This window comes from Paeniroseomonas aquatica (genome assembly GCF_030409335.1).
GTDB lineage: Bacteria > Pseudomonadota > Alphaproteobacteria > Acetobacterales > Acetobacteraceae > Belnapia > Belnapia aquatica.
On record NZ_JAUFPN010000167.1, the window covers coordinates 1 to 12,426 of the forward strand.

Annotated in this window: 12 protein-coding genes; 10 read left to right on the plus strand and 2 right to left on the minus strand. The window is 70.1% G+C overall.

From position 1 onward, the window contains the following. The 8 genes from QWZ14_RS17630 to QWZ14_RS17665 all read left to right on the plus strand — a co-directional run. On the plus strand, positions 1-253 hold a 253-nt coding region (locus QWZ14_RS17630; RefSeq protein WP_290318094.1), incomplete at its 5' end, for a penicillin-binding transpeptidase domain-containing protein. A gap of 133 nt (positions 254-386) precedes the next feature. After that, entirely contained in the window at positions 387-968 is a 582-nt protein-coding gene (locus QWZ14_RS17635; RefSeq protein ID WP_290318096.1) for a histidine kinase dimerization/phospho-acceptor domain-containing protein, read from the plus strand. A 297-nt stretch (positions 969-1,265) separates the two neighbouring features. Beyond that, positions 1,266-2,300 carry an amino acid ABC transporter substrate-binding protein gene (locus QWZ14_RS17640; RefSeq protein WP_290318097.1) on the plus strand — a complete coding sequence of 345 codons (1,035 nt, stop codon included), beginning with the start codon at positions 1,266-1,268 and terminating at the stop codon, positions 2,298-2,300. A gap of 74 nt (positions 2,301-2,374) precedes the next feature. Next, the gene (locus tag QWZ14_RS17645) at positions 2,375-3,577 is read left to right on the plus strand and encodes an amino acid ABC transporter permease (RefSeq protein ID WP_290318098.1); all 1,203 of its coding nucleotides are present in this window, start codon (positions 2,375-2,377) and stop codon (positions 3,575-3,577) included. A 3-nt stretch (positions 3,578-3,580) separates the two neighbouring features. After that, positions 3,581-4,711 carry an amino acid ABC transporter permease gene (locus tag QWZ14_RS17650; RefSeq protein ID WP_290318099.1) on the plus strand — a complete coding sequence of 377 codons (1,131 nt, stop codon included), beginning with the start codon at positions 3,581-3,583 and terminating at the stop codon, positions 4,709-4,711. A 12-nt stretch (positions 4,712-4,723) separates the two neighbouring features. Continuing rightward, positions 4,724-5,509: an amino acid ABC transporter ATP-binding protein gene (locus QWZ14_RS17655; protein WP_290318100.1), complete on the plus strand. Its 786-nt coding sequence runs from the start codon at positions 4,724-4,726 to the stop codon at positions 5,507-5,509. Positions 5,510-5,660: 151 nt separating this feature from the next. Next, positions 5,661-7,499, plus strand: a complete 1,839-nt coding sequence (locus QWZ14_RS17660; protein ID WP_290318145.1) for a potassium transporter Kup — start codon at positions 5,661-5,663, stop codon at positions 7,497-7,499. A 66-nt stretch (positions 7,500-7,565) separates the two neighbouring features. Further along, positions 7,566-7,928 (plus strand): hypothetical protein, encoded by a 363-nt coding sequence (locus QWZ14_RS17665; protein ID WP_290318101.1) that lies wholly within the window; start codon positions 7,566-7,568, stop codon positions 7,926-7,928. A gap of 15 nt (positions 7,929-7,943) precedes the next feature. Here the strand turns inward: QWZ14_RS17665 and QWZ14_RS17670 are convergent, their stop codons facing one another. Further along, positions 7,944-8,951, minus strand: a complete 1,008-nt coding sequence (locus QWZ14_RS17670) for a hypothetical protein (RefSeq protein WP_290318102.1) — start codon at positions 8,949-8,951, stop codon at positions 7,944-7,946. Between the two features lie 139 nt (positions 8,952-9,090). Between QWZ14_RS17670 and metW the strand changes: the two genes are divergently transcribed. Further along, positions 9,091-9,690, plus strand: a complete 600-nt coding sequence (gene metW / locus QWZ14_RS17675; RefSeq protein ID WP_290318146.1) for a methionine biosynthesis protein MetW — start codon at positions 9,091-9,093, stop codon at positions 9,688-9,690. 161 nt (positions 9,691-9,851) lie between these two features. Then, on the plus strand, positions 9,852-10,934 hold the full coding sequence (locus QWZ14_RS17680; RefSeq protein WP_290318103.1) for a TRAP transporter substrate-binding protein: 1,083 nt from the start codon (positions 9,852-9,854) through the stop codon (positions 10,932-10,934). A 37-nt stretch (positions 10,935-10,971) separates the two neighbouring features. Here the strand turns inward: QWZ14_RS17680 and ahcY are convergent, their stop codons facing one another. Further along, positions 10,972-12,375, minus strand: a complete 1,404-nt coding sequence (gene ahcY / locus QWZ14_RS17685) for an adenosylhomocysteinase (protein WP_290318104.1) — start codon at positions 12,373-12,375, stop codon at positions 10,972-10,974. Between the last annotated feature and the right edge of the window lie 51 nt (positions 12,376-12,426).

A 12,426-nucleotide genomic window follows, 5' to 3' on the forward strand; every position in this document is an offset into this window, starting at 1 on the left:
CGCGGCGATGCGGCGGATGCTGGAGGCGGTGGTGGCCCGCGGCAGGGGCCGCGCCGCCGCCGTCCCCGGCCGGGTGGCGGCCGGGAAGACCGGCACCACCCAGGATTTCCGCGACGCCTGGTTCGTCGGCATGCTCGGCCAGCGGGTGATCGGCATCTGGCTGGGCAATGACGACGCGCGGCCGATGGATGATGTCCGCGGCGGCACGCTGCCGGCGCGCCTCTTCCGGGAGGTCGCGGAAGCCTTGCCCTGAACCCTCGGTTGAGTCATGCAGCGGAGCAGGGGTGCTTTCCGCCCGCTGCCACGTTACACCGCTGCCCATGCAGGGCCAGGACTCGCCGCCGATGGATCCCGATCACGCGACACTGGGGCCGAAGGCCCGGCGCATGACCGCCGTTGCCACGCTGGCGCGGCCGGTGCAGCACGACATCAACAACCTGTTGACCGTGGTCTTCGCCAACCTCGAGCTGCTGAAGCGCACCGCCGCGGCCGGCGGCCCGCAGCGGCAGCTCGACCGCATCCACGAGGCCGCCCGCCGGCTGGACGGCTCGACCCGCTCGCTGCTGACCCTGCTGCGCCGGTCGACCGACGGCGCCGCCCCGGTCTGCCTCGCGGATGTGCTGACCATGCTGCAGCCGCTGCTGGCCCTGCTGCTGCCCAGCGCCAGCGGCCTCAGCCTCAGCCTCGCCGCCGGGGACCCGCGGGTGCGGCTCGACCGCACCGCGCTGGAGGATGGGCTGCTCGGCCTCGCCCAGGAGATCGCGGAACGGATGCCCCGCGGCGCCGGGCTGGGCCTCGAGCTGGCGCATGACGCCGGGCTGGTGACGCTGACGGTGGTCACGCCGGCCGGGCTGGAGCTGCCGGCGATCGCCGCGCTGGCCGCGGTCGGCGAGGAGGCCGGCGGCCGGGCCGAGCGCCGCCCGGACGGCATCCACCTCAGCCTGCCGGCGCTGCCCGCCGCGCCCTGAGGCCGGCCGGCGGATCCTGCCCGGGGCGCGTCCGGGCGCGCCGCCGCCGCCTTGGGCAGCCGCCGCCTCATCCGCTCGCAGGCGGCGCCCCCGGCGCACGCCGCCGCTTCGCATTCGCCCGGCCGTCTGCTATCGCCCAAAGGGCCGGCAGGCGCGGCCAGGGGTCCGGGTGCATCCATCGTTGCGCCCGGGGCCATCGCTGGCGCAGCATTTGCTGGACATGCAGGGACAGCGATCCGCCCCGACGAGGGCCGGACACAACGGGAGACGGAATTGATGCCCCACTTCGGGCTTTTCTTGAAGCGTGCTCTGGGGGCTGCGGCGCTCGGCTGCGCCATGCTGGCGCCGGGCCTCGCCCAGGCGCAGCCGGCCCCCGCCGCCGCGTCGAACACCTTCGATGCGGTGCGGTCGCGCGGCCAGCTCATCTGCGGCGTGAACACCGGCCTCGCCGGCTTCGCCCAGCCCGACAGCCAGGGGGTCTGGAAGGGCTTCGACTCCGACTACTGCCGGGCCATCGCCGCCGCCATCTTCGGCGACCCGTCCAAGGTGCGCTACGTCCCGACCACCGCCCAGGTCCGCTTCACCGCCCTGCAGTCGGGCGAGATCGACGTGCTCTCGCGCAACACCACCTGGACCCTGTCGCGGGACACCGTGCTCGGCCTCGACTTCGCCGCGACCACTTTCTACGACGGCCAGGGCTTCATGGTGAAGGCCAGCCTCGGGGTGAAATCCGCCAAGGAGCTGGACGGCGCCACCATCTGCGTCCAGCCCGGCACCACCACCGAGCAGAACCTCACGGACTGGTCGCGCGCCAACCGGGTCCGCTTCACCCCGGTGGTGATCGAGCGGCTCGAGGAGCTGGTCTCGGCCTATATCGCCGGCCGCTGCGACGCCTATACCACCGACATCTCCGGCCTCGCCGCCACCCGCTCGGCGCAGCCGAAGCCGGACGACCACCTGATCCTGCCCGAGGTCATCAGCAAGGAGCCGCTGGCCGTCGGCGTCCGCCAGGGCGACGCGCGCTTCGCCGACGTGGTCCGCTGGACCCACTACCTGCTGCTGAGCGCCGAGGAATTCGGCATCACCCAGGCGAATGTCGCGCAGATGGCGGCGAACGACCCGCGGCCGGAAGTGCAGCGCATCCTCGGCAAGAACGGCGAACTCGGGAAGATGCTCGGGCTCGACAACCTCTGGGCGGTCAATGTCATCAAGGCGGTCGGCAACTACGGCGAGATCTTCGCCCGCAACCTGACGCCGATCGGCATCCAGCGCGGCCCGAACGCGCTCTGGACCACCCCGGGCGGGCTGCAGTACTCGCCGCCCTTCCGCTGAGCCGACCGGAGCCGGGTGGCGACACCCGGCTCCCCCTTGCCTGTCGCTGACGGCCTGGACGAGAAGGCGCGCCGATGTCCCAGACCACCATAGATCCCCGATCGCTCCGAGCCCCGCCGCGCCGGCCCATCCGGCTGTCCTGGTCGGACGAGCGGGTGCGCGCCATCGTCTGGCAGATCCTCGTCGTCGGCCTCATCGGCGCCGTCATCTGGTGGCTCTGGTCGAATACCGTCCACAACCTCGAGGTGCGGCGGATCGCCACCGGCTTCGGCTTCCTGACGCGCGAGGCCGGGCTGCCGATCGCCGAGAACCTGATCCCCTACAGCCCGACCGACACCTATTTCCGCGCCCTGCTCATCGGCCTGCTGAACACGCTGAAGGTGGCGGTGGTCGGCATCATCCTGGCGACCATCTTCGGCACCCTGATCGGCATCGCCCGGCTGTCGAAGAACTGGCTGCTGTCGAAGATCGCCGGCGTCTACATCGAGGTCATCCGCGACCTGCCGCTGCTGCTGCAGCTGCTGTTCTGGTACGCCATCCTGCAGGCGCTGCCCGGGCCGCGCCAGGCGATGAACCCGGTCGCCGGCGTGTTCCTCTCGAACCGCGGGCTCAAGCTGCCCTGGATCGAATGGCAGGATGCGCATTCCTATGCGCTGCTCGCCTTCGTCCTCGGCCTCGCCTACACGCTGCTCTACCGGCGCGACGCGATCAGGAAGCGCATCCTCGACGGCAAGCCGCGGCCGGTCTGGCCGATCGCGATCGGCTGCATCCTGGTGCTGCCGCTGGTCGTCTGGTACGCCGCCGGCGCTCCCTTCGTGGTCGACTGGCCGGCGCTGCGCGGCTTCAATTTCCGCGGCGGGCTGAACATGAGCCCGGAATACTTCGCCCTGCTGCTGGGCCTGACCATGTACACCGCCGGCTTCATCGCCGAGATCGTCCGCTCCGGCATCCAGGCGGTGCCGCACGGGCAGTGGGAGGCGGCGCAGGCGCTCGGCCTCCGGCCGGCCTCGGTGCTGAAGCTGGTGGTCATGCCGCAGGCGCTGCGGGTCATCATCCCGCCGATGACCAGCCAGTACCTGAACATCACCAAGAACAGCTCGCTGGCGGTCGCCATCGGCTACCAGGACATCGTCAGCATCGCCAACACGACGCTGAACCAGACCGGCCAGGCGATCGAGGGCATCGCCATCATCATGCTGGTCTACCTCAGCATCAGCCTGTCGATCAGCCTGTTCATGAACTGGTACAATGCCAGAATAGCCCTGGTGGAGCGCTGAGCCATGAGCGACGTCACCCTGAACGCCGCCGCCACCGTGCCGGAGGCCGCGCCCCGCTCGGCCCCGCTGACCGAGGTCGGGCTGGTCGGCTGGGCCCGCGCCAACCTCTTCTCCGGCTGGATCTCGACCGCGGTCACGCTGGTGCTGGCCTATTTCATCATCCGCTGGGCGATCGGCTTCGTCGACTGGGCCTTCGTCAACGCGGTCTGGTCGGTGCCGAACAACCAGACCCAGGCCTGCCGGGATGCCCGCGGCGTCGGCGCCTGCTGGGCGGTCATCACCGAGAAGCACCGCTTCATCCTGTTCGGCACCTACCCCTACGAGGAGCACTGGCGCCCGGCGCTCTGCGTGCTGCTCTTCGTCGCGCTCTATGTCGTCTCGGCCATGCGGCGCTTCTGGCGGCCCTCGCTGGCGCTGGTCTGGGTCGGGGTGCTGACGCTGATCGGCCTGCTGATGTGGGGCGGCGTGCTCGGGATGCCCTATGTCCCGCAGGAGCGCTGGGGCGGGCTCGTCATCACCCTGATCCTGGCGACCTTCGGGCTCGCCTTCGCCTTCCCGCTGGCCATCGTCGTGGCGCTGGGGCGGCGGTCCAACCTGCCGGCGATCAAGGCGATCTGCGTCATCTATGTCGAGCTGATCCGCGGCGTGCCGCTGATCAGCCTGCTGTTCATGGCCAGCGTGATGTTCCCGCTGTTCCTGCCGGAAGGCATGAACGTGGACAAGCTGCTGCGGGCGCAGATCGCCATCATCCTCTTTGCCGGGGCCTACCTGGCCGAGGTCGTGCGCGGCGGGCTGCAGGCGCTGCCCAAGGGCCAGTACGAGGCGGCGGACGCGCTCGGCCTGTCCTACTGGCACAAGACCGGCTTCATCATCCTGCCGCAGGCGCTGCGGCTGGTGATCCCGCCGCTGGTCAATACCTTCATCGGCTTCTTCAAGGACACGTCGCTGGTGCTGATCATCGGCATCTTCGACCTGCTGACCGCCGGCAAGACCGCCATCATCGAGCCGGCTTGGCAGGGCTTCGGGGTCGAGGTCTACCTGACGGTCGGCGCCATCTACTTCGTCTTCTGCTTCGCCATGAGCAAGTACAGCCAGAGCCTTGAAGCCGAACTCAACCGCCATCGCGTGCGGTAAGGGGACACACCGATGAGCGAGACCCTGGACCACGTCGCCTCCTCCGCCCGCACCGATGCGCCGCCGGCCATCCTGCTGGACAAGGTCAACAAGTGGTACGGCGCCCTGCACGTGCTGCGCGACGTCTCCCTCAACGTGGCGCTGGGCGAGCGGGTGGTGGTCTGCGGCCCCTCGGGCTCGGGCAAGTCGACCATGATCCGCTGCATCAACCGGCTGGAGACGCACCAGGAAGGCGTCATCAAGGTCAACGGCATCGAGCTGTCGGACGACGTGAAGGCGCTGGACGACATCCGCCGCGAGGTCGGCATGGTCTTCCAGAGCTTCAACCTGTTTCCCCACCTCACCATCCTCGAGAACTGCACCCTGGCGCCCATCTGGGTCCGCCGGATGCCGAAGAAGGAGGCCGAGGCCCTGGCGATGGAGTACCTGACCAAGGTGCGCATCCCGGAACAGGCGAAGAAGTACCCCGGCCAGCTCTCGGGCGGGCAGCAGCAGCGGGTCGCCATCGCCCGGGCGCTCTGCATGAAGCCGAAGATCATGCTGTTCGACGAGCCGACCTCGGCGCTCGACCCCGAGATGATCAAGGAGGTGCTGGACACCATGGTCAGCCTGGCCGAGACCGGCATGACCATGATCTGCGTGACGCACGAGATGGGCTTCGCCCGGCAGGTGGCGGACCGGGTGGTCTTCATGGACCGCGGCGAGATCGTCGAGATGGGCACCCCGACCCAGGTCTTCGAGACGCCGCAGACCGAGCGCCTCAAGCTCTTCCTCAGCCAGATCCTGCGGGGGCACTGAGCAGCCCTGGAAGCCGGGGGGGAAAGTCCATGGGGGATGCCCTTGCATCGCCCCTGCCCCGGGCCTATGCGTGCCGACCCTCGCACCCCCGGGTCCCTGAACCTTGACCGTATCCCCTGAGTCCGGCACCCGGCGCCCCCTGACCCCGGCCATGATCCTCGGCGTGCTGGGGGTCGTGTACGGGGATATCGGCACCAGCCCGCTCTATGCGCTGAAGGCCTCCGTCCTGCACTTCTCCGCCGACGGGGTGGAGCGCTGGGAGGTGCTGGGGCTGCTCAGCCTCATCTTCTGGGCGCTCATCCTCACCGTCACGGTGAAATACGTCGTCTTCGTGCTGCGCGCCGACAACCGCGGGGAGGGGGGCATCCTGGCGCTGATGGCGCTGGCCCAGCGCTGCTGCCGGACCGAGCGCGGCCGCTGGTGGGTGGCGCTGGTCGGCATGGCCGGCGCCTGCCTTTTTTTCGGCGACGGCATCATCACCCCGGCGATCTCGGTGCTCTCGGCGGTGGAGGGGCTGAAGGTCGTCTCCTCCGGCTTCGAGGAGGCGGTGATCCCGCTCTCGATCGTCATCCTGATCGCGCTCTTCGTCTTCCAGTACCGGGGCACCGGCAGCATGGGGGCGATCTTCGGCCCGATCTGCGCCCTGTGGTTCGCGACCATCGGCCTCCTCGGCCTGGTCGAGATCGTGCGGGAGCCGCAGGTGCTGGTGGCGCTCTCGCCGACCTATGCGCTGCACTTCTGCTACGTCTACAAGCTGGCCGCCTTCATCGCCATGGGCAGCGTCGTGCTGGCGGTGACCGGGGCGGAGGCGCTCTATGCCGACATGGGCCATTTCGGCAAGCGGCCGATCCAGTTCGCCTGGATGGTCTTCGTGCTGCCGGCGCTGGCGCTGAACTACTTCGGCCAGGGGGCGCTGCTGCTGTCCAACCCGGCGGCGCTGGAGAATCCCTTCTTCCTGCTGGCGCCCGAGTGGTTCCGCCTGCCGCTGGTGGTGCTGGCCACGGCCGCGACCATCATCGCCAGCCAGGCCATGATCTCGGGCGCCTATTCGATCGCCCGGCAATGCGTCCAGCTCGGCTTCTCCCCGCGGCTGGAGGTGCGCCACACCAGCGTGACCGAGGAGGGGCAGATCTACCTGCCGCAGGTGAATTTCGCCCTGCTGATCGGAGTGGTCATCCTGGTGCTCGAGTTCCGCAACTCGGACAGCCTGGCGGCGGCCTATGGCATCGCGGTGACCGGGACCTTCGTCTGCACCTCCTGCCTGGCGCTGCTGGTCTTCCACCGGCAGTTCGGCTGGTCCCTGGCCCTGACGCTCGCGGTCTTCGCGCCGCTGATGGCGCTGGACCTGGTCTTCTTCATCGCCAACGTGCTGAAGATCCCGGACGGCGGCTACGTGCCGCTGGTGCTCGGCGGCATCCTGATGATCCTGATGAACACCTGGTACCGCGGCCGGCAGCTGCTGTTCGCCCGCTTCCGCCAGGACAGCCTGCCGCTGAAGTCCTTCCTCGCCCGGCTGCCGCAGTCCCGCACCATCCGGGTGCCGGGGATCGCGGTCTTCATGACCGGCCAGGCCGACTACGTCCCCGGCGCGCTGCTGCACAACCTCAAGCACAACAAGGTGCTGCACGAGCGCGTCCTGTTCGTCACGGTGCTGAACGAGGACGTGCCGCAGGTCGGCGCCGACCGCCGGCGCGAGGTGCAGGAACTGGCCGCCGGCATCCACCGCGTCATCCTCCGCTACGGCTTCCAGGAAAGCCCGAACATCCCGCGCGAGCTCGAGAGCCTGCGCGAGGAGGGGGTGAATTTCGACCCGATGCAGTCGAGCTACTTCCTCGGGCGGGAGACGCTGGTGCAGGCGGTGGTGCCGAAGATGTCGCGCTGGCGGCAGTGGCTGTTCACCCTGATGTCGCGCAACGCGGTGCCGGCGACCGAATTCTTCCGCATCCCCTCCGACCGGGTGGTGGAACTCGGGGTCCGGGTCGCGATCTGAACCGAAGGGGCCCCCGGGCGTTCCACTCGACCTGCCGGGTTTGGCGGATGGAGGGTTGAGCAGCCGATGCCCCTGGTAACCCTGGTTCTGGCGAATGGCCCCGGCTTCCCGCTGGGCAGCGCCGACCACCGCTATGAGCTTTCGGTGGCGCTGACGCCCGGCGGACAGCTGGATGTCGCCGCCTGGCTGGCCGATCCCGAACCCTGGCCCGCGACCCGCTACCGCCCGGGCGAGGCGCCGCGCCCTGGCGATGTCCAGTGGGACGAGGAAGGCGGCTGGTCGCTGCGGATCTTCGCCCAGGGCAGCTCGGCCGATGCGCCGCTGCAGGCGCAGATCCGCAATGCCGGCCAGCTGCGCCCCGGCGAGTACCTCACGATCCAGGACCAGGGCGGCCCCGAGTTCTCCTGGCGGGTGGTCAGCACCACCTAGGGTGAGTTTTCCTCCCTAGCGCCGCAGGGTCGCGTGCCAGCGGACCAGGCCGATCGCCCCTGCGGTCAGCAGCCGGTGCCGCAGCAGCCAGACTTCGGCCTCGGTGATCAGCGCCAGGGCATCGGCCCGGGGGGTGCGCTGGCCCTGGCGGCGGACCGCGCCGATGAGCCGGGCCCAGCCCTCGGTGACCGCGGCGCAATGCCGCGGCCCGGCATCCTCGGCCACGTGCAGCTGGAAACCGGCGGCCTTGATCGCCGCCTCCGCCGCCGGTTGCGCCGGCGGCGGCCCGGCGCGGCCCTCGAGCGCGAGCCAGCGGTCGAGCGCGGGGCGATGCGCCGCGGCGGCCGCACCGAGGGTGAGGTCAAGCAAAACCAGCTGGGCCTCGGGCGTCAGCGCCGCGGCGAGGGCGGGCGCAAGGGTGGCGAGGCTGCCACCGCCCGCGGTCGGCTCCAGCGCCAGGGCATGGTGGTGGTACTGCGGCCGGAAGGCCGGGGCGGCGGGCGACCAGGGCAGGATGGCGACGCGCCGGCCGATGGGCCGCAGCCGGGCCGCCATGCGCTCGGCCAGCTGCGGGTCGTGCTGATGCGCCGCGACCCAGGCACCGCGCTGGGCGACGATGGTGGCCGCGGCCCCCCCGGCATCGCGGCCGACCAGCAGCAGGGTGGTGGCGGGCGAGAGCGGCAGCAGGCCCGAGAGGCGCTGGATTTCGGCCGCGCCGCCGGGCAGCAGGTAGCCATCCTCCCAGAGCCGGTCGGTCCAGGCGGCGCGGGCGGCCGCCAGGGAGGGGGCCGGGCCTGCCGCCTCCTGCCCCGGGGCGGGAGCGGGGTGGCCGGCGCCGGGCAGGGCCGGGGCGGCGAGGCTCCCGGTCGGCAGCCCGGCCAGGCGGTCGGCCATCCGGTGCAGATGCTCGGAGAGCCGGCGGGAGCCCCGCTGCGGCAGTCCGGCCAGGAAGCCGCGCACCCGGCCGGCCGATGGCAGCCTGGCCAGGACGGGCAGCAGCGCCGGCATGCGGGCCCGGATCATGGGGACGCCGTCCTTTGCGCCTGATGGTGGCGCGAGGAGACCACGCCGGGATGAAGGAAGCGTTGCCGCTGCCGGGGCAGGGGGCTATTCCGGGCGCATGCCCGACACGCCCTTCCCGATCCGCTACGTGGCCAAGAACATGCGGCTGGACCTGCGGCTGATCGCCGGGATGGTGACGCCGGGGGCGACGGTGCTGGACATCGGCTGCGGCGACGGCGCCCTGCTGGCGCATCTCACCGCCGAGAAGGGCGCCGACGCCCGGGGCATCGAGATCGACATGGCGGAGGCGACGCGGGCGGTGGCCGCCGGCCTCGCCGTCATCCATGGCGACGCCGACCACGACCTTGCCTCCTACCCCGACGGGGCCTTCGACTATGTCGTGCTGTCGCGCACCCTGCAGGCGGTGGAGCGGCCGCGCGAGGTGCTGCGGCAGATGCTGCGGATCGGCCGCCGCGCCATCGTCAGCTTCCCCAATTTCGGCCATTGGCTGGTGCGCTGGCAGCTGCTGTCCACCGGCAAGATGCCGATGACCGAGACCTGGCACCGCGGCTGGTACGAGACGCCGAACATCCACCCCTGCACCATCCGCGACTTCTTCGACCTCTGCGCCATGGACGGCGTCGTGGTCGAGCAGTGGCTGGCGGTCGACGAGATGGGGCTGAAGGCGCCGTGGCGGCGCTCGGCCTGGCTGGCCAACCTGTTCGGCGAGCAGGCGCTGTTCCTGCTGCGGCGGGGCTAGCCGGCGGTTCGCCACGCCGGGCGGAATTGCCGGCCGAGACTGCAACGTCGCGGTTGAGTCGGCGGCGGGACGGCGCCGCCACGGCGGAATCCTGTTGCCGGCGGCGCGTCAGGCCCCGCAGGCTCGTTCCGCGCCCAACGAGGCGCAGGGAGAGCGAATCAATGAACAGGCGGAATCTCGTCACCGGCGGTGCAGCCGGTGCGGCCACCCTTGCCATGCCTCATCTCGCCAGCGCGCAGCCGCGCATCCGCTGGCGCTGCCCCGGCAGCTTCCCGAAATCGGTCGACACGCTCTGGGCGGCGCATGAGCTGATCTGCCGCCGGGTGCACGAGCTGACCGAAGGCGCCTTCCAGATCACCCCCTTCGGGCCGGGCGAGATCGTCCCGGCGCTGCAGGTGATGGATTCCGTCGGGCAGGGCTCGGTCGAGGCGGGCTTCACCCCGGCGCTGTTCTACTACGGCAAGGACCCGACCCTGGCCTTCGGCACCGCCGTGCCCTTCGGGCCGAGCAGCCGGCAGATGTGGTCCTGGCTGCACCAGGGCGGCGGGCGGGAGCAGCTGCGCGACGTCTATGCCGACCAGGGGGTCTGGGCCATCCCGGCCGCCTGCACCGGGGCGCAGATGGGCGGCTGGTTCCGCCGCGAGATCCGCACGGTCGAGGACATGAAGGGGCTGAAGATGCGCATCGCCGGGCTGGCCGGCGCGGTCATGACCAAGCTCGGCGTGGTGGCGCAGCAGCTGGCGCCGGGCGACATCTACCCGGCGCTGGAGCGGGGCGTGGTGGATGCCGCCGAGTACATCGGCCCCTACGACGACGAGAAGCTCGGCTTCAACCGGGTGGCGCGCTTCTACTACTACCCCGGCTGGTGGGAATACGCGCCCTCCACCGACCTGATGATCAACCTCCGCGCCTGGGAAGGGCTGCCGGCGCAGTACAGGCAGGCGCTGGAGACGGCGAGTGCCGAGGTCTGGCACTGGTCCATGGCGAAATTCGACCAGCTCAACCCGCCGGCGATGAAGCGGCTGCTGGCCTCCGGCACCCAGCTCAGGCCCTATTCGCGGGAGATCCTGCTGGCGGCCTACAAGGCGACGCAGGAATTATATGGCGAGATCGCCGAGCAGAACCCGCGCTTCCGCCGGGTCTGGGACCATTGGGAGAAGCACCGCCAGGAACAGTCGCAGTGGTTCCGGGTGGCGGAGGATTCCATGGCGAACTTCATCGCCGTGGCCAGCGCACAGCGCTGAAGGGCTGCGGCCCCGCCGGAAGCGGGGCCGCGCCGTCTCAGTAGCGGTACTGCTCGGCCTTGAACGGGCCCTGCTCGGGCACGCCGATGTAGCTGGCCTGCTGCGGCGTCAGCTTGGTCAGCTTGGCGCCGACCTTGTCGAGGTGCAGCGCGGCGACCTTCTCGTCGAGGTGCTTCGGCAGGACGTAGACCTTGTTCTCGTACTTGCCCGGGTTCGCCCAGATGTCGATCTGCGCCAGCGTCTGGTTGGTGAAGCTGGCGGACATGACGAAGCTGGGGTGGCCGGTCGCGTTGCCGAGGTTCACCAGCCGTCCCTCGGACAGCAGGATGATGCGCTTGGCGTCGGGGAACTCGATCTCGTCGACCTGCGGCTTGATGTTGGTCCACTTCAGGTTCTTCAGCGCGGCGACCTGGATCTCGCTGTCGAAGTGGCCGATGTTGCAGACGATGGCGCGGTGCTTCATCGCCCGCATGTGCTCGATGGTGATGACGTCGACGTTGCCGGTCGCGGTCACGAAGATGTCGGCGCGCGGCGCCGCATCCTCCATGGTCACGACCTCATAGCCTTCCATCGCCGCCTGCAGCGCGCAGATCGGGTCGGCCTCGGAGATCATCACCCGGCAGCCGGCGTTGCGCAGCGAGGCGGCGCTGCCCTTGCCGACGTCGCCGAAGCCCGCGACCATGGCGATCTTGCCGGACATCATCACGTCGGTGCCGCGGCGGATGCCGTCGACCAGGGATTCGCGGCAGCCGTAGAGGTTGTCGAACTTCGACTTCGTCACGCTGTCGTTCACGTTGATGGCGGGGAAGAGCAGCTTGCCTTCCTTCGCCATGATGTAGAGGCGGTGGACGCCCGTCGTGGTCTCCTCGGAGACGCCCTTGATCGACTTCGCCAGCTTGGCGAACCAGCCCTTCTTCTCGACGACCAGCTTCTTGATGAGGGCGAAGAAGACCTCCTCCTCCTCGTTGGTCGCCTTGTCGAGGAAGGCGGTGTCGCCCTGCTCGGCGCGCAGGCCGTAGTGGACCAGCAGGGTCATGTCGCCGCCGTCGTCGAGCAGCATGTTCGGCTCGCCGCCGTCATGCCATTCGAGGGTCTTCTGCACGTAGTCCCAGTATTCCGGCAGGCTCTCGCCCTTCACCGCGAAGACCGGCGTGCCGGTGGCGGCGATGGCGGCGGCGGCGTGGTCCTGGGTCGAGAAGATGTTGCAGCTGGACCAGCGGACGTCGGCGCCGAGCGCCTTCAGCGTCTCGATCAGCACGGCGGTCTGGATGGTCATGTGCAGGCAGCCGGCGATGCGGGCGCCCTTCAGCGGCTGGGCGGCGCCGTATTCCTTCCGGACCGACATCAGGCCGGGCATCTCGGTCTCGGCCATGGCGATCTCCTTGCGGCCCCAATCGGACAGCGAGAGATCCTTCACGATGTAATCGGTGGCTGCGGCCATGGTCTGGGTTCCTTCGTCTCTTCCGGCGGCGCGTAGCACGGCCCAGCCGGG

What these genes read in the sequence shown, in the direction of transcription:
- QWZ14_RS17645 (WP_290318098.1), top strand. Translation starts at nt 2,375, where the DNA reads ATGTCCCAGACCACCATAGATCCCCGATCGCTCCGAGCCCCGCCGCGC.
- QWZ14_RS17670 (WP_290318102.1), bottom strand. Translation starts at nt 8,951, where the DNA reads ATGATCCGGGCCCGCATGCCGGCGCTGCTGCCCGTCCTGGCCAGGCTG.
- QWZ14_RS17655 (WP_290318100.1), top strand. Translation starts at nt 4,724, where the DNA reads ATGAGCGAGACCCTGGACCACGTCGCCTCCTCCGCCCGCACCGATGCG.
- QWZ14_RS17680 (WP_290318103.1), top strand. Translation starts at nt 9,852, where the DNA reads ATGAACAGGCGGAATCTCGTCACCGGCGGTGCAGCCGGTGCGGCCACC.
- metW (WP_290318146.1), top strand. Translation starts at nt 9,091, where the DNA reads ATGCGGCTGGACCTGCGGCTGATCGCCGGGATGGTGACGCCGGGGGCG.
- ahcY (WP_290318104.1), bottom strand. Translation starts at nt 12,375, where the DNA reads ATGGCCGCAGCCACCGATTACATCGTGAAGGATCTCTCGCTGTCCGAT.
- QWZ14_RS17650 (WP_290318099.1), top strand. Translation starts at nt 3,581, where the DNA reads ATGAGCGACGTCACCCTGAACGCCGCCGCCACCGTGCCGGAGGCCGCG.
- QWZ14_RS17665 (WP_290318101.1), top strand. Translation starts at nt 7,566, where the DNA reads ATGCCCCTGGTAACCCTGGTTCTGGCGAATGGCCCCGGCTTCCCGCTG.
- QWZ14_RS17635 (WP_290318096.1), top strand. Translation starts at nt 387, where the DNA reads ATGACCGCCGTTGCCACGCTGGCGCGGCCGGTGCAGCACGACATCAAC.
- QWZ14_RS17660 (WP_290318145.1), top strand. Translation starts at nt 5,661, where the DNA reads ATGATCCTCGGCGTGCTGGGGGTCGTGTACGGGGATATCGGCACCAGC.